Genomic DNA, 18,098 nt, shown 5'->3' on the forward strand with positions numbered 1-18,098 from the left:
TCCGACTCTATCAGACTCTTTCGTGTCCGACTTCCTCGGCGCTTTCCAGTTCTTCGCTTTCGCGTTTCCCTTTCCGGCGGTTCCGACTCTATCAGTCGTTTTCCGTTTCCCTGACCAATGTTCTGCGGGCATGCAGAAGCTTCAGATTCGGGATATGGTTTAGACCTGTCAGAAGCTGCCGACCCGCGACCCACAACGGAGTGCGTGCTGGTGTCAGGCAGGACTACGACAGTACATCGCTCCGGCAGACGAGGCAAACCGTTGCCGGTGCACCCCTAGGTCCGCCAAGCAGTAGCTCTCGTGCGGAACCGGGACTTCTGGTGACTTACCCTTCTGAAAAGTACGCCGTCCCTTGACAAGTAGTGACGGCGGCACACGAACTCTCCACCCCTGGGAGGCCCCATGACCAGCGTGACGTCCCCGCTTGCTGGACGCGCCATCGGACTGGCCGCAGTCCCCGACCCGGTGTTCTCCGGTGCGATGGTCGGCCCCGGCACCGCGATCGACCCCGTACGGGAGCCGTCGGAGGCTGTCGCCCCCGTTGACGGTGTCATCGTCTCTCTGCACCCGCACGCGTTCGTCGTGGTCGACGGCGACGGGCACGGGGTTCTGACGCACCTGGGCATCGACACCGTGCAGCTCAATGGTGAAGGCTTCGAGCTCCTCGTCAACAAGGGGGACACCGTGACTCGCGGCCAGGCGATCGTGCGGTGGGACCCCGCAGCCGTCGAAGCGGCCGGCAAGTCGCCGGTGTGCCCGATCGTGGCGCTCGAGGCCACAGCCGACTCCCTCGCCGACCTTGTCGAGGACGGCGACGTGAAGTCCGGCGACGCGCTCTTCAGCTGGCAGTGACGCCGACGCCGTCATGGCGGCCACGGGGTACGACATCCATCGCGGGGGGACTGGACAGGGTTTCCGCCGCAACTATCGGAGACGGTGAAATGGAGACAACGCTGCGAGGCGTCGGCGTGAGCCACGGTGTGGCGATCGGCGAGGTTCGGCACATGGGCACGGCGGTTCTCGAGCCGCCGGCGAAGCAGATTCCCGCGGAGGAGGCGGAGCGCGAACAGGGGCGCGCCCGCCAAGCCGTGGAAGCTGTGGCAGCCGACCTGATTGCGCGCGGCAACCTGGCCGGTGGCGAGGCACAGCATGTGCTCGAGGCTCAGGCCATGATGGCGCAGGATCCCGAGCTGATGGCTGATGTGGACCGGCGCATCGCCGTGGGCAGCACGGCCGAGCGGGGGGTGTACGACGCCTTTGCCGCCTACCGGGCCCTGCTGGCCAACGCCGGCGAGTACCTGGCAGGCCGTGTCGCGGACCTGGACGACGTGCGGAATCGTATCGTCGCCCGGCTGCTGGGCGTCCCGATGCCCGGTGTGCCGGACAGTGACGAGCCGTACGTACTGATCGCGCGCGATCTCGCGCCCGCTGACACCGCGCTGCTCGACCCCACGCTGGTGCTGGGTTTCGTGACCGAAGAGGGCGGGCCGACCAGCCACAGCGCGATTCTGGCGCGGGCGCTGGGTGTGCCTGCCGTGGTGGCTCTGCCGGGTGCGGGCGAGCTGGCCGAGGGCACGGTCGTCGCGGTGGACGGCAGTACCGGCGAGATCTTCGTCGAGCCGACCGACGAGAAGCGTGCCGAGCTTGAAGCCGCTGCCGCGGAGCGCAGGGCCGCGCTGTCGGCTTCGACGGGCCCCGGGGCGACGTCCGACGGCCACAAGGTGCCGCTGCTCGCCAACATCGGCGGTCCCGCCGATGTGCCGGCCGCAGTGGAGGCCGGTGCTGAGGGCGTGGGCCTGTTCCGTACGGAGTTCCTCTTCCTCGACGACAGCAAGCAGGCGCCGTCGGAGGAGAAGCAGGTCGAGGCGTACCGCACGGTGCTCCAGGCATTCCCCGAGGGCCGCGTGGTGGTGCGGGTGCTGGATGCGGGTGCGGACAAGCCCCTGGAGTTCCTTACGCCGGCCGAGGAGCCGAACCCGGCGCTCGGTGTGCGGGGGCTGCGATCGCTGCTCGAGCACCCCGATGTGCTGCGTACGCAGCTGACCGCGCTGGCGAAGGCGGTCAAGGGCCTGCCGGTGTACCTCGAGGTCATGGCGCCGATGGTCGCGGACCGTACGGACGCCAAGGCGTTCGCGGACGCGTGCCGTGCGGCCGGGCTGCAGGCGAAGTTCGGCGCGATGGTCGAGATCCCGTCGGCCGCGCTCCGGGCTCGCTCGATCCTGCAGGAAGTCGAGTTCCTTTCGCTGGGGACGAACGACCTCGCTCAGTACACGTTCGCCGCCGACCGGCAGGTCGGTGCGGTGTCGCGGCTTCAGGACCCGTGGCAGCCCGCGCTGCTCGACCTGGTGGCGGCGTCGGCCGAGGCCGCCAAGGCCGAGGGCAAGAGCTGCGGGGTGTGTGGTGAGGCCGCGGCCGATCCGCTGCTCGCCTGCGTGCTGACGGGTCTGGGTGTCACCTCCCTGTCGATGGGCGCGAAGGCCATTCCCTACGTCCGCGCGACGCTGGCGAAGCACACGCTCGCCCAGTGCGAGCGGGCCGCCGCGGCGGCTCGTGCCACGGACACCGCCGACGAGGCGCGGGCGGCCGCGCAGGCGGTACTGTCCGGCGAGTGACCGGCGGTTGCTGTTGAGTTCCGAGGGGCTTCCGGCCACGTGGCCGGAAGCCCCTCGTGCGTTCAGTGGTGGAGGTCGGGCTCCTCGATGTCGAAGCCCGGGCAGTACTCCACGTCGGGCTCCGGTGATACCGGATCACCGGTGTCGGCGTCCGTGCAGTAGGCGCTGAAGACCTCACCGGCGGTGAGGGCGACCAGGCGGCCCCGGTGGAGCCTCCAGCCGTGCAGCCGGTCCGGCTCGCCGGGCTCGGTGGTCCTCAGGACCACTCCCCCGGGGCTTTCCACGGCGATGCCTGCTGCCAGGACGGTCACGAACTCGGATCCTTCCGCCTCGGTCAGGTGGACCGGCTCGCTGCCCGTGCGCTCCGCGTGGAGCACTGCGAGGAGTTGTTCCTCTTCGGCCGGGACGCTGCAGACCAGGTGGTGGCTGCCGGGGCCGGCCTGTTCGAGCAGGCGTGTCACCAGGCGCGACGCCCGGTCGAGCGCCTCGCGGCCGATGTCCTCGCCGCATTCGGCGCAGTTTCCCAGCCGGGCCAGGAGCAGGGTCGCGTACTCCCAGGTGGCCCGGCGGACCGCTTCGTTGATCAACATGGGCACGAGACTGTCGATGGGCTGGCCCGTGTACGGGAGGGAAGCACCGCAGACCGCGACCTCCGCGGTGAAGCGGGTCCGGCTTTCCGCCGTGTCGGGGTCGATTCCCGAGGCCCGGCAGAAGTCCAGGAAGTCTTCGGGGTCGAAGAGCGCGACGGTGGTGTGTACACCCTGGGCCGCCAGGGCCCGTAGCAGCCCGTCGACCTCCTGGAGGTACGCCGTGTGGTCGTCGAAGGCGAAGGTGTCGTACCCGGTCATGAAGGCGAAGTCCTGCTCGTCGGCCAGGAGGCCCACGGTGCTGGGTGCTTCGCGGCGGAGCGTACGGCGCATGGCCTGGCTCTTGTGGTACCTGGTGGACTTGGTGCGCGCCATGATTCCCCCTGAGCGCAGTCGATCATTGCTCACTCACCGTAACCGGTCGCACTGACAACGCACTCTCCGTGATCACGGCGCGATCACCTGGGGACGGTGATCGCGCCGAGGGGAGTGGGGGCTGCTCGTCAGCGGCGCGTGCGGGCCAGGGCCTCGTAGAAGTGCAGGAGTTCGAGGTTGTCGACCGAGCCCGGGTTGACCGCCTTGTCGAGGGGCGTGCCCTGGAGAAGTCGCTTCACGGGCACTTCGATGCGCTTGCCGGTGAGGGTGTGCGGCACACCGGGGATCTCGATGATCTCGTCGGGGACGTGACGTGGGGAGAGCTCGGCGCGGATGGCCTGCTTGATACGGGTGCGCAGAGCGTCGTCGAGGGACGAGCCCTCCGCGAGGTGGACGAACAGCGGCATCCAATAGCCGCCGTCGGGCTCTTCGAGGCCGATGACGAGGGACTCCCTGATCTCGGGCAGACGCTCGACCACCTCGTAGATGTCGGCCGAGCCCATACGGACACCCTGGCGGTTGAGGGTGGAGTCGGAGCGGCCGTGGATGACGACGGAACCGTGGTCGGTGATGGTGATCCAGTCGCCGTGCCGCCATACGCCGGGATAGGTGTCGAAGTAGCTGTCGTGGTAGCGGCTGCCGTCGGGGTCGTTCCAGAAGCGGACCGGCATGGACGGCATGGGGTTGGTGACGACCAGTTCGCCGACCTCGTTGGTGAGCGGCTTGCCCTGGGGGTCCCAGGCCTGCAGATCGGTGCCCAGGCAGGCGGCCTGGAGCTCTCCGATGTGGACGGGGAGGGTCGGGACCGCGCCGGCGAAGCAGCTGCAGACGTCCGTGCCGCCGCTCACGGAGGCGATCCAGAGATCGGACGCGACCTCGTCGTGGAGCCATCGGAAGCCGTCGGGCGGCAGGGGGGAGCCGGTGGTCGCCACGCACTGGATACGGGAGAGGTCGTAGTCGCGCGCTGGGTGGACTTCGGCCTTGGCGCAGGCCATGACGTACGCGGCCGAGGTGCCGAAGAGGGTGGCGCCGGTGAGTTCGGCGATGCGCCACTGCGCGCCGGTCTCGGGGAAGCCGGGGCTTCCGTCGTACAGCACGACCGTGGTGCCTGTGAGGAGGCCGGAGACGAGGAAGTTCCACATCATCCAGCCGGTGGAGGTGTACCAGAAGAAGCGCTCCTCGGGGCCGAGGTCGCAGTGCAGGCCCAGCTGCTTGAAGTGCTCCAGCAGGATGCCGCCCTGGGACTGCACGAGGGCCTTCGGGAGGCCCGTCGTGCCGGAGGAGTAAAGGACCCACAGGGGGTGCTCGAAAGGTACTTGTTCGAAGACCGGTTCCGTGTCGGCGGAGGTGAGCGCGGACCAGTCCACCGCTCCTTCGGGTGCCTCGGTTCCCAGGAGCGGGATGTGGACCACCGCGCGGAGGGTGGGCAGCTCGCGGCGGAGCTCGGCAACGGTGTCCGTGCGGTCGTGTTCCTTGCCGCCGTAGCGGTAGCCGTCGACGGCGAACAGGACGACGGGTTCGACCTGCTGGAAGCGGTCGAGGACGCTGCGGGCGCCGAAATCGGGGGCGCAGGAGGTCCAGACTCCGCCGACGGCCGCGGTGGCGAGGAGGGCGATGGCGGCCTGGGGGATGTTGGGGAGGTAGCCGCTGACGCGGTCTCCCGGGCGTACGCCCAGGGCGCGCAGTTCGGCGGCGAGTGAGCCCACCTGGCGGCGCAGCTCGGACCAGCTCACCGGGGTCTGCTCGTGGGTCTCGTCGACGTAGAGGAGGGCCGGTTCGTCCGCGCGGGAGGGGTCTTCGGCCGTTCGCAGGGCGTGTTCCGCGTAGTTGAGGGCGGCTCCCGGGAACCATTGCGCGCCCGGCATGGAGCGGTCGGCGAGGACTGTTTCGTACGGGGTGGAGAAGCGCACGTCGAACCAGTCGGCGACGGCCTTCCAGAAGGTGTCGAGCTCGTCGACCGACCAGCGGTGCAGCGCCGCGTACCCGCCGTCGGCGGGTGCGCCGTACCGCTCGGCCGCCCAGCTCTGGAAGCGGGTGACGGCGGCGGCGGCGATGCGGGCCGCGTCCGGCTGCCAGAGGGGCGCGGTGTTCGCTGCTGAGGACATGGGGCGGCTCCCGGGCTGTACGCGTGGTGTGCGTGTGTCGCGCGCACGTGCGAAGGGTGTGCGCACGAGGCGACTGACAGGGACGATGCCATGTGATCGTCTTGCGCACCAGGGCGGGCCGCCCACAGTCGCGTATCCGGTCATGTGCGCACACCACGGGTGAACGGCAGTTGAACGCCCCCCGTGTGTGTCCGGCCGGGTGACAGGGTGAGCCGCATGGACGGTCGTGACCTGGTGCGCTCGGTGAAACTGGTCGGCACGATGCAGGGGCTGCGCTTCGCGTGCTCCGCGTGGCGGCGTCTTCGTACGGATGTCTCGGGGCCGCGGCGGCGAGGGGCGGAGCGGGCTCGCGTGCCCGGTGCGCTGACGGATGCGGAGCCTCAGCCGGGTGGCGGGGTGATGCGTTTCGCCCGGTCCGAGCTGCGGGTGATGGTTGCGGCGGGCGGAGCGGTGTTCTGGGGCTGGGACGGGGCGGGTCCCGAGCCCTCGTACGCGCTCGTCGGTGCGTGTCCCGAGCCGGATCCCAGGGCGCAGCTGGAGCCCGACAAGGACGGCGGCTGGCAGGTGGTGTCGGAGCGGCTCACCGTCGCCGTGTCCCGGCACGGCGCGGTCGAGGTCCGTACGCCGGGTGGTGTGGTGCTCCGGCGGGACGCGCCGCCGCGCTGGTGGGAGCCGGTCGAGGGGGGGCCCGCGCGCTGGCTGCAGCGCAGTGAGGTGCCGGCGGACGCGCGGTTCTTCGGTCTCGGCGGGCGGCCGTCGGGGCTCCGGCTGCGGGACGGCACGTACCCCTTGTGGAACTCGGGGCCCGGCGGGAGCTCGGCTGCGGGTGCGGGTGCGGGTGCGGGTGATGAGCCTCTTGCTGTCACCATGCCGGTGCAGGTTGTCGTCTCCGACGCCGGTACTCATCTGGCCTTCCACGACAACACGTGGGAGGGGCGAATGACGCTGCGGGAGGGCGAGGAGGGAGCCGGGTCGGGCCACGACCGGCCGGGCACGAGCGAGCTGCGTATGGATGGCGGGCCGCTGCGCTGCTGGGTGGTGGCCGGGACTCCGGCGCGTGTGCTGCAGGGCTGGGCCGCGCTGACTGGTGCGCCCGCGCTGCCTCCGTCGTGGGCGCTTGGTCCGCAGTACGTCTCGTTCGGGGCCGGCGGCGAGCGGGAGGTGCGGCGCGTCGTCGAAGGGTTCGGGGCGCGGGGGCTGCCTCTGTCCGTGCTGCACCTGGACACGGGCGCCGGCGTGGGCTTGGACGGGGAGGCGTTTCCCGGTCTTCCCGGTCTTCCCGGGCTCGCCGCGGATCTCAGGGAGGCGGGGGTGCGGCTGGTCTCTGTTGTGCGACCCGCGGTGAGGGCCGAGCCGGGAAGCGGGTTGTACGACAGCGGAGCGGCCGCTGGGGCGTTCGTACGGGACGGACAGGGGAACGAGGTGCGCGGGGTTTTCCGGTCCGGGGAGCGCGTGTATCCAGATTTCACCCACCCACGTGCGCGTGCGTGGTGGGGAGCACTGTACGAAGAGCGCCTGGCTCAGGGCTTCTCCGGTGTCTGGCACGAGATGAACGAGCCGACGGCCATCCCTCGCTTCGGTGATCCGACGCTGCCCCGCTCCGCGCGGCACGATCTGGAGGGCAGCGGTGGCGATCACCGGGAGGCCCGCAATGTCTACGGTCTGGGGATGGCGCGTGCCGGTTACGAGGCGTTGCGCGACGGCCGTTCCCAGGAACGGCCGTTTCTCTTCTCGCGTTCCGGTTGGGCCGGCATACAGAGGTACGGCGGTACGTGTTCCGGAGATGTTCCGACGGGCTGGCCGGGGCTGCGTGCCTCGCTCGCTCTGGTGCTGGGTCTCGGGTTGTGCGGGGTGCCGTACTCGGGAACCGATGTCGGCGGGCCGGGCGGCGCGCCATCGCCGGAGCTGTATCTGCGCTGGTTGCAGCTGGGCGCCCAGCTGCCGCTGTTCCGTACCCCTGCGGCTGTCCCGCCGGGTTCCGGGGAACTGCCGGAGTTCGATCCTCAGGTGCTCGGACACGTGAAGGCCGCGCTCGCCGAGCGGGAACGGCTGCGACCGTATTTCGTGACGCTGTCCTATCTGGCCAACCTCACTGGTGCGCCTTATGTGCGTCCCGTGTGGTGGGGCGCGCCTGAGGACCGGGCACTGCGCGACTGTGAGGACGCCTTCCTGCTCGGGGACTGTCTGCTGGTCGCTCCCGTACTGGAGCTCGGCGCGGACCGCAGGGCGGTGCGTCTGCCGCACGGGCGGTGGTACGACACGGCGACCGGCGCGGCGTACGAAGGACAGGGCCAGGTGCTCCTGGAGGCGCCGCTGTCGCGCATCCCCGTGCTGGCCCGGGCCGGCGCCGTGATTCCGGTGCTCGGCGACGACGGGGGGCCGGCTCTGGAGGTGTGGGCGCCTGCTGCCGGTCGTACCGGAGGGGGGCTGCTCGTGAGGGACCTGGGTGACGTGGGTGACGGCCGGGGGCGGGCGGAGGTCGAGCGGTTCACGACGCGGGTGAACGGTGGCCGGGTGGTGGTGGAGCGGGAAGGCGGCGGGGAGGTCGGACTGCCTGTGCACGTGCGGGGCATCTGACCCTGGTACGGGCGGTTCGGGAGGTGCGGGCCGCAGGGGGCGAGGCGGGGCTCGACGCTGGGGGCCCGTACCCGGGAACGGTCAGTCCGCGTGGCAGTAGCTTCCCGTGAACCAGCGGCGTACCGCTTCGGTGTGCAAGGGAAAGGCCAGCTCGGCGTGCGCCCGCAGAAGATGCCAGCCGGTCGTTTCATCGGTGGGAGCGGAAGGCGGCAGATCGGCGACTGCTCGTTCGGGGAGCAGCCCGAAGAGGAGCAGGTGGCTGGCCGCGGAGCTCAGCGCGTCAGCGAGGCGTACCTGTCCCGCCGCCGCTTCGATGCCCGTCTCCTCGCTCAGTTCGCGGACGACCGCGTGGCGCCAGTCCTCGCCGTGGTCGATGAAGCCGCCGGGGAGCGCGATGCCGCCGAGCCGCGGCTCGATGGCACGGGTGATGACGACGAGTCCGCCGCCCTGTTCGTCGCGTACGGGAAGCAGGGCGACGGCGACGGGCAGCGGGTTGCGATAGGCCGTGTCACCGCAGGCGGCGCATGTGCGGGGCCACTCACCGGCCGGCTGGTAGGGCGCTCCGCAGCTGGAGCAGTGGGAGTCCCTGACGGGCTTCTTCGTGGTTGCGGACACGCGCGGACTGTATCGGATCGCCCTTCCCTCAGCAGGCGTTGACCTGATAGATGGAAGGCCCATGACACGACTTGCCTCCGCAGTGCGCGTTCTGGCCGCCGCCGTCGCCCTTCTGGCCGTCACAACGGCCCCCTCCACGGCGACGCAGGCGAAGCCCGAACCGAAAGCCCCCAGGGAGTTCGTGTCCCTGCGGTCCGTGGACCCGACGATCATTCAGGAGATGCGCTACACGACGGCGCACAATTTCGTGGGCGTTCCCGTGGACGGCTACCGCCAGCCGGTCTGCATCCTCACCAGGCCCGCCGCGAACGCCCTGCACAAGGCGCAGACGAAGCTGCTGCGGCGCGGCTATTCGCTCAAGGTGTACGACTGCTACCGGCCGCAGCGGGCGGTGGACCACTTCGTACGGTGGGCGAAGGACCTCGACGACGAGGCCATGAAGGCGGAGTTCTATCCGCATGTCGACAAGTCGCGGCTGTTCGCTGATGGTTACATCGCCGAGAAGTCGGGGCACAGCCGGGGCAGCACCGTAGACCTGACGCTCCTGAAGCTTCCAGCGAAGGACACCAGGCCGTACGTTCCCGGGGAACAACTCGTACCGTGCTACGCGCCCAAGGCTGAGCGGTTCCCTGACAATTCAGTCGACATGGGGACCGGATACGACTGCTTCGACACGCTGTCCCACACGGAGGACCCGCGTGTCCAGGGCGCCCAGCGCGCCAACCGGAAGTTGCTGAAAGGGCTGCTCTCCGAACTCGGATTCGTGAATCTCGCCGAGGAGTGGTGGCACTTCACGTACAAGCCCGAGCCCTTCCCGGACACGTACTTCGACTTCCCCGTCGCCCGCCGGTCGGTCGCCGGCCACTGAGGCGTATGCGGCTCCCCCGGAGGTGCGGGCGACCGGGGCCACCCCCGTGGGTCCCGGCCGCCCGCACCTTTCCTCCCTACGGACGCGGTACGGCCGTATCCGGTTCTCCGCCGAGCCATTACCGTGCGCACATGGAGCAGCGGACTTTCGATTCGTACGAAGAATTCTGGCCCTACTACGTCGCGATGCACTCCAGGGCCGCGACCCGCTGGGTGCATCTCACGGGAACGCTCACCGGCCTCGCGGTCAGCGTCTACGGCCTGGCGCGCGGGCGGATTCGTTACGCCGCCGCGCTGCCGCTCATCGGGTACGGCGCCGCCTGGCCCGCGCACTTCCTGATCGAGAAGAACAATCCCGCCACGTTCGGGCACCCGGCATGGTCGCTGCGCGGCGACGTGCAGATGATCCGGATGATGCTGGCGGGCCGTGACGGGGAGCTCGCGGAGACCGCCGCCAAGTGGCTCGCGGAGAACCGCTGACGCCGGTTGGCTGCCTTGGCGGTTCCGGCCTGCGGTTGCTGTCCGCGACCTTGACGCTCCATCACCACCGGTGAACACTTCCCGTTGTCAGTCGGCGTCGCCGTACGACGGCTCCCGGGAGCGCGGGGAAGTCTGCTCCCAGGTCCCCCCTGTCGCGGTTCAGGGGCCTCCCCCACGGGCGATCGCGCCGACTCGGCATGCTCGTGCAGCACGCCGGACGGGGAACGGGATCCCCGCCTCCGGCTCAGCAGCCATGGGAAACGCACCGCTGCACTTCAGAACCGGGGCCCCGGCCCCGGGCGAGGGCCTAGGAGCCGCCATGAGCAACGGCGACATATTTGTCGGTGAGGTCATCGGCACCGCCATCCTGATTCTCTTCGGCGCCGGTGTGTGCGCCGCCGTCACCCTCAACCACTCGAAGGCGAAGGCCTCGGGGTGGATTGTCATCTCCTTCGGATGGGGCATGGCCGTGCTGGCCGGGGCGTACACCGCCGCCCCGCTGTCCGGCGGGCATCTCAACCCCGCGGTGACCGTGGGCATCGCCGTGGACACCGGCGAGTGGGGCAAGGTCTGGGTCTACGTCCTCGGGCAGATGGCCGGCGCGACGACCGGGGCCGTACTCGCGTATCTCGTGTACTACGCCCAGTTCGCAGCCAACAAAGACACGGAAACGGCGCTTCCGACGCTGGGGATCTTCTCCACCATCCCGGAGATCCGCAGCCCCGTCGCCAACCTCGTCACCGAGATCATCGCGACGGTCGGCCTGGTGCTGCCCGTCCTGGCGTTCGGGATGACCAAGGGGCTCGGCGAGTCCGGGACGCAGGTGCTGATCGTGGCCCTCCTGGTCGTCGGTATCGGTCTCTCGCTCGGCGGGCCCACGGGGTACGCGATCAACCCGGCCCGCGACTTGGGGCCGCGCATCGTCCACGCCGTACTACCGATCCCGAACAAGGGGACGTCCGACTGGGGTTACGCCTGGGTGCCTGTCGCCGGACCGCTGATCGGCGGGGCCTTGTCGGGTCTGATCTACAACGCGGCCTTCTGAGCGGTGAGCACGGCGCACGGGAACTGAGCAGGCACATTGAGCACGGGACATTGAGCGCTTTCAGTCGAGTTCGGACGAGGGGACGTCATGACGGAACAAGCCGGGCAAGCCGAGAAGTACGTCGCCGCCATCGACCAGGGCACCACCTCCAGCCGCTGCATCATCTTCGATCACAGCGGTGCCATCGTCGCCATGGACCAGCGTGAGCACCGCCAGATCTTCCCCAAGCCGGGATGGGTGGAGCACGACGCGACCGAGATCTGGTCGAAGGTGCAGGCCGTGGTCGCGGGCGCGCTGGCGAGGGCCGGCCTGCGCGCCGGGCAGCTCAGCGCTCTGGGCATCACCAACCAGCGTGAGACGACGGTGCTGTGGGACCGGGCGACGGGCAAGCCGGTGCACAACGCGATCGTCTGGCAGGACACGCGTACCGCCGCCCTGTGCCACGAGCTGGGCGGCACGGACGGGCCGGACCGCTTCCGGGAGGCCACCGGCCTGCCGCTCGCCAGCTACTTCTCCGGCCCCAAGGCCGCCTGGCTGCTCGACAACGTGCCCGGGTTGCGCAACCGCGCGGAGCGGGGCGAGATCGCCTTCGGGACCATCGACTCGTGGTTGATCTGGAATCTCACCGGCGGCACGGAAGGCGGCGTACACGTCACGGATGTGACGAACGCCGGGCGCACCATGCTGATGAACCTGCGGACGCTCCAGTGGGACCCGGCGATCCTCTCCGCGATGAACGTCCCAGAGGCCGTGCTGCCGGAGATCAAGTCGTCGGCGGAGGTGTACGGGACGGCTGTGGGGCAGCTCTCGGGCGTGCCCGTGGCCTCGGCTCTCGGCGACCAGCAGGCGGCCGTGTTCGGGCAGGCCTGTTACGACGTGGGCACGGCGAAGAACACGTACGGGACGGGCAGCTTCCTGCTTCTCAACACCGGTAACCGACCCGTTGCTTCGAAGAACGGGCTGCTGACCACCATGGGGTACAAGATCGGCAGTGAGGCGCCGGTCTACTGCCTGGAGGGGTCGATCGCGATCACGGGGGCGCTGGTCCAGTGGTTCAGGGACCAGCTCGGGATCATCCGTTCCGCGGACGAGATCGAGACGCTCGCGGGAAGCGTCGAAAACAACGGCGGGGCGTACATAGTGCCCGCCTTCTCCGGGCTGTACGCGCCCTACTGGCGTTCCGACGCCCGGGGCGTGGTCACCGGCCTCACCCGGTACGTCACCAAGGCTCACCTTGCGCGGGCGGTCTTGGAGGCCACCAGCTGGCAGACGAGGGAGGTCGTCGACGCGATGTACCAGGACTCCGGGGTCGCCATCACCACGCTCAAGGTGGACGGCGGCATGACGAAGAACAATCTGCTGATGCAGCACCAGGCCAATGTTCTGGGCGTTCCTGTCATCCGGCCGAAGGTGTCCGAGACGACCTGTCTGGGCGCGGCGTACGCCGCCGGGCTGGCGACCGGTGTGTGGTCGGACCTGGACGAGCTGAAGTCACACTGGCAGCAGGATGTCGAATGGACCCCGCGGATGGAGGCGCAGGAGCGCGACCGGGAGTACCACAACTGGCGCAAGGCCGTGGAGCGGAGCTTCGGCTGGGACGAGGAAGGCAGCCAGGGCTGATCGAGCCGGCGCCACCCCTGTGACCGCGGCCCGTACCCCTGTCGGTGGGGGTGCGGGCCGCTCTGCGCTCCCGGGCGTTCCCGGGAACGGCTCAGGTGGACGCCGTCTGGCGCCGGTCCGCGGAGCGGGCCAGTGCGTGCTCGACCACCGCTATGAGCACTCCCTTGACCGTCTCGCGGTCGCGCGCGTCGCACGTCAGCAGTGGCACGCCCTCGTCGAGGTCGAGTGCCGCGCGTACCGTATCCGCCGGATAGCGGTCGGCGCCTTCGAAGCAGTTCACGGCGACGGCGAAGGGGATGCCCCTGCGCTCGAAGTAGTCGATGCCGGCGAAGCAGTCCTCGAGGCGGCGGGTGTCGGCGAGCACGACAGCACCCAGTGCCCCCTGTGCCAGCTCGTCCCAGAGGAACCAGAACCGGTCCTGGCCGGGCGTACCGAAGAGGTACAGCACCAGGTCCTCCCGGAGCGTGATCCGCCCGAAGTCCATGGCGACAGTGGTGGTGTTCTTGCTCTCGACGCCTTCGGTGTCGTCGACCGGGCGCCCTGCCTCGGTGAGCGCCTCCTCCGTGCGCAGCGGCCTGATCTCGCTGACCGCGCCCACCAGGGTGGTCTTGCCCACCCCGAAGCCACCCGCGACGAGGATTTTGAGCACTACCGGTTCGACCAGCCGCTTCTTGCGGCTAGAGCGCCCGAAGACCATTGATTACCTCGCGAAGGATGCTCTCGTCCGGCAGCTCGGCCGGAGGGACTGGTCGGGTCACGTGTACCAGCTCGTCCTCGACGAGGTCGCCGACGAGAACTCTGACCACCCCCACGGGGAGGTCGAGGCCCGCGGCGAGCTCGGCGATCGACTGCGGCGTCTCGCTGCACAGTTCGACGATCTCGACGTGCTCGGGCGCGAGGGTCTGGTCGCGCCCTGGGTCGTCGGCCGCCGCTTCGGGGACGACCAGCGCGATCAGGTCGAGCCGGTGCCGGCTCGCACTGCTCGTCCGGCCGCGCGTCATCGCGTACGGGCGTACTACTGGGCCCGCGTCGTCGTCGAACCAGTGCGGCGGTCTCTGCCGGGCTGCTTCGTTCATCTCAGCCCACTCACCCTCCGGCGGCCAGACCGGAGCGTGGCGCCGTCGTCAGGTGGACGCCGACGCGCTTGACCATCAGCGTCATCTCGTACGCCACCTGTCCGACATCGGAGTCGGAGTCGGAGAGCACCGCGAGGCAGCTTCCGTCACCCGCCGCCGTGACGAACAGGAAGGCGTCGTCCAGCTCCACCACGGTCTGCCGGACCCGGCCGGCGTCGAAGTGCCGGCCGACGCCCTTGGCGAGGCTGTGGAAGCCGGAGGCGACGGCGGCGAGGTGTTCGCCGTCCTCACGCGTCAGGTCCCTCGAAGTACCGGTCGCAAGCCCGTCGCTGGAGAGCACCAGGGCCTTTCGGATGCTGCCGACGCGGTCGACGAGCTCGTCGAGGAGCCAGTTGAGCTCTCCCGAGCCGCGGCCGGTGGTGTCGTGTGCTGTGGCGTTCGGTGCGGTCATCGACCGTCCCCCTCTGGTGTGGTTCCTGGTGCTGTGCCGCCGGGCCCCGGCTCGTCCTCGGCGTTCTGCCGGCGGCCGCGTTGCCAGCCGCGCTGGAGCGAAGCCATACGGCTGCGCACTTCCTCCGCCTCGCGCTGGGCCTCCTGCTCGGTGGCCGGTCCGTCGTTGGCGGGTTCGGTACGGCCGGTGGCCGCGTCGCGCAACTGCGGGGCGAGACTGGCCTGGCGGACACGGCGGGGCAGTCCGCCCAGCGGGAGGCCGTCGGCCTCGTCCGCGGGGGCGGGTTCCCTTGCGGGTGGTGCGTGGGGCGCGATGCATGCTGCTTCGGACGGTGCTGGAGGTGGGGTGGGGGTGCGTCCGCGGCCGCTGACACGGCGCCCATTGTCGGCGACCAGGGTCGGCGCGTTACGGCGGGGCAGCGGAACGAGGCCACCGGGACGGACGCTCTCGCCACTCTCGGGAACGTGGTCGGACGCCTGCTGGTGCTGCTCACCGGCGGCTTCACGTGACCGTTCGCGGGAGCGTTCCCGGGAACGATCGCGAGCCTGGAACAGTCCGCCCCGTTCGCTCTCCGCGTCGTCGATGCCCGTGAGGCCGACGAGCGGTGCCTCCTCGAGACCCAGTGCGCCCAGTGGCGGCTCGAGTTCGACGGGCCCGTCCAGGACAGCCTGAGCGGCGAGTTCGGCGGGCAGGCGGGAGAGCGTCGTCAGGGACCTGCGGCGTCCCCCCTGGCCCGCTTCCCCGATGCCGCGTTCGCCTGCGGAGTGCTTACGGTCGAGCCGGAAGCCGGTTCCGTTCGTTTCGGGCGCGTCCGTCAGGAGAGCGGCCGGAATGAAGACGACCGCGGTGGTTCCGCCGTACGGCGACTGCTGGAGAGAGACGCGGACGTTCTGCCGCTGGGCGAGCCGGCTGACCACGAACAGGCCGAGCCGGTCCGTGTCCGACAGCTCGAACTCCGGGGTCTCGGCGAGCCGCAGATTGGCGTCGAGAAGGGCCTCGGGCGTCATGCCGAGGCCCCGGTCGTGGATTTCGAGGGTGAAGCCGTTGGCGACCCGCTCGCCGTGCACGTGTACGGCGGTGTGCGGGGGTGAGAACACCGTGGCGTTCTCCAGCAGTTCGGCGATCAGGTGGGTGACATCGGCCACCGCGGGGCCGCCGACGCCGATGCGCGCCAGGCGACGTACCTCGATGCGCTCGTAGTCCTCGACCTCGGCGACGGCTGCCCGTACGACGTCCATGAGCTGCACAGGCTTGCGCCACTGCCGGGACGGGGCCGCGCCCGACAGGATGACCAGGCCCTCCGCGTGGCGGCGCATGCGCGTGGTCAGGTGGTCGAGTCGGAACAGGTCGGCGAGCTCGTCGGTGTCCTCGGTGCGGCGTTCCATGGTGTCGAGGAGCGTGAGCTGGCGGTGGAGCAGGACCTGGTTGCGCCGGGCCAGGTTGACGAAGACCTCGGAGACGCCGCGGCGCATGTCGGCCTGCTTGACGGCCGATTCGACGGCGGCACGCTGAAGAGTGTTGAGGGCCTGGCCGACCTGGCCGATCTCGTTCTTCTCGTACTCCAGGCGAGGGGCTTCGGTCTCCACGTCGACCTCCTCGCCCGCGGCGAGCCTGCGCATGACGCTGGGCAGCCGGACCCCGGAGACCTCGTGGGCCTCCTTGCGGAGACGAGAGAGGTCGCGGATGAGGCTGCGGCCGATCCGTACGGACAGGACGAGCGAGACGATCAGGGCGAGGAAGCCGAGTATGCCGGCGGCGCCCGCCTTGATGAGAACTCCGAAGGCGACGGGCTCGACGCTGTCGTGGTAACGCTCGCCCGCTTCCTTGCCCTCGCGGGCGAGGTGGTCGAGCACGCCGGCCGCGGCCTCGTTCCAGCTCTTGGCTGTGATGCCGCGCGGGCTCTTGGTGGCGCCCGCGGTGATGAGTTGTTCCTCGGCGGTGCGCAGCGGCTCGGTGGCCGGGCTGTCCCAGTAGTCCGCGAACGCGTCGCGCTCGGTCGTGGGGAGCATTTCGAGGTTGACGTCGTACAGGAGCTCGCGATTCGCCGCAAGGGCCGAGATTTCGCGGAGCTCAGGCGCGTCGAACTGGCGGGCGACGAGGCCGGATGCGACGAGCGCGTCCCCGCGGGAGAGCATTTCGCGGGCGCGGGTGATGCCGATCAGGGCGCGCCCCTGCTTGTCCATCTCCACGTCCTCGAGGGCGTGGAGGGTCGTGAGGAACGAGTAGCAGGGGTCGATGAGCCGGTTGTAGCGGTCGAGTGCCTGGCGCCTGGTGACGGTGCTGTTCTCCACGGAACCGCGCAGCGCCTCGATGCCCTCGAACGCTTCGAGGAGGGAGGCCAGGCGCTTCGCCGCCGAGGGGCGCAGGTCGTCGCGTACACCTGAGTCCTGTGCGCGGGCCTTGACGCGGGCGACGGCATCGTCGGTGGCGGTGCGCTCGCGGCGGAGCGTGGCGAGCGCGTCGGATGCGCGGGGGTCCGCCAGGTAGATCAGCGTCTGCCGGCGCTCGCGCTGGATGACCTCGACCGTGTCGTCGATGGGGTGACCCATTTTTTCGACGATGTAGGCGACATCCAGCAACTGGTTGGCCTCGCGGCCGGTGAGCACGGTGGCGAATCCCCACAGCAGACTGAGGGACACGAGCGGCACCAGCAGCAACGCCACGATCTTCCTGCGGATGGACTTTCCGCGAAAGCGCATGGCCTCCCCCAGCTCGTCCCCCGCCGGGCGGAGGTGGTGTTCGTCAATAAACGGCGTGAGCCTACTACTGCCACTCGCGCAACTCGAAGGCATGTCCGGGCGATTTTCAGCCTTCCCGGGGTGCGTTGATCATGAGTTGTCGTGCAATTCCGGGAGTTGGCGGGCAGCGCTGTGCCAAAGGACACCTGCGTGTACGCCTGTCACCCTCTCGGGGCAGATGGCTGGAATCGTTCGTTCCGCGGGAATGTTCACAGCCTGCCATTCGTCCTGCTCTACGGGGAGCGGACCGGATGGGGCCGTACGTGTCAGATTCGGACCGTCGGGGACGGCGTAAAAGGGCGCAAGGCGGGCAGCCACTCGTGAAGGCCGATGTTCCGGGCCCGAGTTGAGAGGCAACGCCAGGCGGCGGCGGTGGGGAGTGAAGGTTCGATGGACACGGAAGAGCGCCGTACGGCGTCGTCCGCGGCGCACTTGGCGTTCGAGGTCGCTGAGGGCCCCCGAGAGTTCGAGGCGGCCGGGGCTGGGCGGCAGTTGTGGGTCGAGGAGCCGGCGGTACGGCCACGGTTGCCCGATCCGGTCCGTACAGCCGCCGTCCGTGCCGTCATCATCACCTCGCTGACGATAATTCAGGCGATGGTGGCCTACCTGTGCACGCTGGCGGGGTCCTGGCTGGCGTTCCCGATGGTGCTGAGCAGCGTGGGCAGCACGGTGGTCGCGACCTGGGGTGTTCTGGACGTGTGGGTCACCCGACAGGTGTGGAACCAGCGCAATGGCGTGGTGTCCGTTCCTAGCAGTACAGCGCGCCAACTACGCCGCGAGCGTCGCAAGGCACGCCGGGCGGCCCGCAGGACCGCCCGGACACGGCAACGGGACGAACGGAGCCGGAGGAGCTCGGGCCGGCTCTCCCAGGCCTGAGGCCCCTCCGAGCCTGACCAAACCGTCCGAGCCCGACCGGACCGTCCGAGCCCGACCTGTCGGCCCGCCTGCGC

The 18,098-nt window shown here is 69.8% G+C and carries 15 protein-coding genes; 8 read left to right on the forward strand and 7 right to left on the reverse strand.

Translation table 11 applies throughout. From position 1 onward, the window contains the following. Window positions 1-402 precede the first annotated feature (402 nt). Together ACWIHY_RS33880 and ptsP are read left to right on the forward strand one after the other, a co-directional pair. Complete coding sequence (locus ACWIHY_RS33880; RefSeq protein WP_454380197.1) at window positions 403-852, forward strand: PTS sugar transporter subunit IIA; 450 nt, start codon at window positions 403-405, stop codon at window positions 850-852. Between the two features lie 89 nt (window positions 853-941). After that, window positions 942-2,612, forward strand: coding sequence for a phosphoenolpyruvate--protein phosphotransferase (gene ptsP / locus ACWIHY_RS33885; protein WP_454380199.1), 1,671 nt, complete (start codon window positions 942-944; stop codon window positions 2,610-2,612). Window positions 2,613-2,674: 62 nt separating this feature from the next. Here the strand turns inward: ptsP and ACWIHY_RS33890 are convergent, their stop codons facing one another. Both ACWIHY_RS33890 and ACWIHY_RS33895 read right to left on the reverse strand, forming a co-directional pair. Continuing rightward, window positions 2,675-3,574, reverse strand: a complete 900-nt coding sequence (locus ACWIHY_RS33890; protein WP_454380200.1) for a hypothetical protein — start codon at window positions 3,572-3,574, stop codon at window positions 2,675-2,677. A 128-nt stretch (window positions 3,575-3,702) separates the two neighbouring features. Further along, window positions 3,703-5,679: an acetoacetate--CoA ligase gene (locus ACWIHY_RS33895; protein ID WP_454380201.1), complete on the reverse strand. Its 1,977-nt coding sequence runs from the start codon at window positions 5,677-5,679 to the stop codon at window positions 3,703-3,705. Between the two features lie 216 nt (window positions 5,680-5,895). Here ACWIHY_RS33895 and ACWIHY_RS33900 point away from each other — a divergent pair, with 216 nt between their 5' ends. Continuing rightward, window positions 5,896-8,256 (forward strand): glycoside hydrolase family 31 protein, encoded by a 2,361-nt coding sequence (locus tag ACWIHY_RS33900; protein WP_454380203.1) that lies wholly within the window; start codon window positions 5,896-5,898, stop codon window positions 8,254-8,256. A gap of 81 nt (window positions 8,257-8,337) precedes the next feature. Here ACWIHY_RS33900 and ACWIHY_RS33905 read toward each other — a convergent pair whose 3' ends face one another. Further along, on the reverse strand, window positions 8,338-8,934 hold the full coding sequence (locus tag ACWIHY_RS33905; protein ID WP_454380204.1) for an NUDIX domain-containing protein: 597 nt from the start codon (window positions 8,932-8,934) through the stop codon (window positions 8,338-8,340). On the opposite strand from ACWIHY_RS33905, the gene ACWIHY_RS33910 reads away from it, so the two are divergent. From ACWIHY_RS33910 to glpK, 4 genes are all read left to right on the forward strand, one after another. Continuing rightward, the gene (locus tag ACWIHY_RS33910) at window positions 8,933-9,739 is read left to right on the forward strand and encodes a M15 family metallopeptidase (RefSeq protein WP_454380206.1); all 807 of its coding nucleotides are present in this window, start codon (window positions 8,933-8,935) and stop codon (window positions 9,737-9,739) included. The genes ACWIHY_RS33905 and ACWIHY_RS33910 overlap by 2 nt on opposite strands. Before the next feature lie 131 nt (window positions 9,740-9,870). Next, window positions 9,871-10,218: an Mpo1-like protein gene (locus ACWIHY_RS33915; RefSeq protein WP_454380208.1), complete on the forward strand. Its 348-nt coding sequence runs from the start codon at window positions 9,871-9,873 to the stop codon at window positions 10,216-10,218. Window positions 10,219-10,537: 319 nt separating this feature from the next. Next, entirely contained in the window at window positions 10,538-11,263 is a 726-nt protein-coding gene (locus ACWIHY_RS33920; protein ID WP_454380210.1) for an MIP/aquaporin family protein, read from the forward strand. Between the two features lie 87 nt (window positions 11,264-11,350). Then, on the forward strand, window positions 11,351-12,883 hold the full coding sequence (gene glpK, locus ACWIHY_RS33925) for a glycerol kinase GlpK (RefSeq protein WP_454380211.1): 1,533 nt from the start codon (window positions 11,351-11,353) through the stop codon (window positions 12,881-12,883). A 91-nt stretch (window positions 12,884-12,974) separates the two neighbouring features. Here the strand turns inward: glpK and ACWIHY_RS33930 are convergent, their stop codons facing one another. Genes ACWIHY_RS33930 through ACWIHY_RS33945 form a run of 4 tightly spaced genes read right to left on the reverse strand, consistent with a single transcriptional unit; the run spans window position 12,975 to window position 17,109 of the window. Continuing rightward, entirely contained in the window at window positions 12,975-13,580 is a 606-nt protein-coding gene (locus ACWIHY_RS33930) for a GTP-binding protein (protein ID WP_454380213.1), read from the reverse strand. After that, the gene (locus tag ACWIHY_RS33935; protein ID WP_454380215.1) at window positions 13,561-13,959 is read right to left on the reverse strand and encodes a DUF742 domain-containing protein; all 399 of its coding nucleotides are present in this window, start codon (window positions 13,957-13,959) and stop codon (window positions 13,561-13,563) included. The genes ACWIHY_RS33930 and ACWIHY_RS33935 overlap by 20 nt, the downstream gene beginning before the upstream one ends. 10 nt (window positions 13,960-13,969) lie before the next feature. Then, complete coding sequence (locus tag ACWIHY_RS33940) at window positions 13,970-14,410, reverse strand: roadblock/LC7 domain-containing protein (RefSeq protein ID WP_454380217.1); 441 nt, start codon at window positions 14,408-14,410, stop codon at window positions 13,970-13,972. Beyond that, entirely contained in the window at window positions 14,407-17,109 is a 2,703-nt protein-coding gene (locus ACWIHY_RS33945) for a sensor histidine kinase (protein WP_454380219.1), read from the reverse strand. The genes ACWIHY_RS33940 and ACWIHY_RS33945 overlap by 4 nt, the downstream gene beginning before the upstream one ends. Before the next feature lie 429 nt (window positions 17,110-17,538). Here ACWIHY_RS33945 and ACWIHY_RS33950 point away from each other — a divergent pair, with 429 nt between their 5' ends. After that, complete coding sequence (locus tag ACWIHY_RS33950; protein ID WP_454380221.1) at window positions 17,539-18,024, forward strand: hypothetical protein; 486 nt, start codon at window positions 17,539-17,541, stop codon at window positions 18,022-18,024. Window positions 18,025-18,098: the final 74 nt, after the last annotated feature.

Source organism: Streptomyces sp. NPDC055287 (genome assembly GCF_053646035.1).

Coding starts and splice junctions, on each gene's coding strand:
- ACWIHY_RS33900 (WP_454380203.1), top strand. CDS start 5,896: ATGGACGGTCGTGACCTGGTGCGCTCGGTGAAACTGGTCGGCACGATG.
- ACWIHY_RS33910 (WP_454380206.1), top strand. CDS start 8,933: ATGACACGACTTGCCTCCGCAGTGCGCGTTCTGGCCGCCGCCGTCGCC.
- ACWIHY_RS33935 (WP_454380215.1), bottom strand. CDS start 13,959: ATGAACGAAGCAGCCCGGCAGAGACCGCCGCACTGGTTCGACGACGAC.
- glpK (WP_454380211.1), top strand. CDS start 11,351: ATGACGGAACAAGCCGGGCAAGCCGAGAAGTACGTCGCCGCCATCGAC.
- ACWIHY_RS33895 (WP_454380201.1), bottom strand. CDS start 5,679: ATGTCCTCAGCAGCGAACACCGCGCCCCTCTGGCAGCCGGACGCGGCC.
- ACWIHY_RS33920 (WP_454380210.1), top strand. CDS start 10,538: ATGAGCAACGGCGACATATTTGTCGGTGAGGTCATCGGCACCGCCATC.
- ACWIHY_RS33905 (WP_454380204.1), bottom strand. CDS start 8,934: ATGGGCCTTCCATCTATCAGGTCAACGCCTGCTGAGGGAAGGGCGATC.
- ACWIHY_RS33880 (WP_454380197.1), top strand. CDS start 403: ATGACCAGCGTGACGTCCCCGCTTGCTGGACGCGCCATCGGACTGGCC.
- ptsP (WP_454380199.1), top strand. CDS start 942: ATGGAGACAACGCTGCGAGGCGTCGGCGTGAGCCACGGTGTGGCGATC.
- ACWIHY_RS33945 (WP_454380219.1), bottom strand. CDS start 17,109: ATGCGCTTTCGCGGAAAGTCCATCCGCAGGAAGATCGTGGCGTTGCTG.
- ACWIHY_RS33915 (WP_454380208.1), top strand. CDS start 9,871: ATGGAGCAGCGGACTTTCGATTCGTACGAAGAATTCTGGCCCTACTAC.
- ACWIHY_RS33940 (WP_454380217.1), bottom strand. CDS start 14,410: ATGACCGCACCGAACGCCACAGCACACGACACCACCGGCCGCGGCTCG.
- ACWIHY_RS33950 (WP_454380221.1), top strand. CDS start 17,539: ATGGACACGGAAGAGCGCCGTACGGCGTCGTCCGCGGCGCACTTGGCG.
- ACWIHY_RS33890 (WP_454380200.1), bottom strand. CDS start 3,574: ATGGCGCGCACCAAGTCCACCAGGTACCACAAGAGCCAGGCCATGCGC.
- ACWIHY_RS33930 (WP_454380213.1), bottom strand. CDS start 13,580: ATGGTCTTCGGGCGCTCTAGCCGCAAGAAGCGGCTGGTCGAACCGGTA.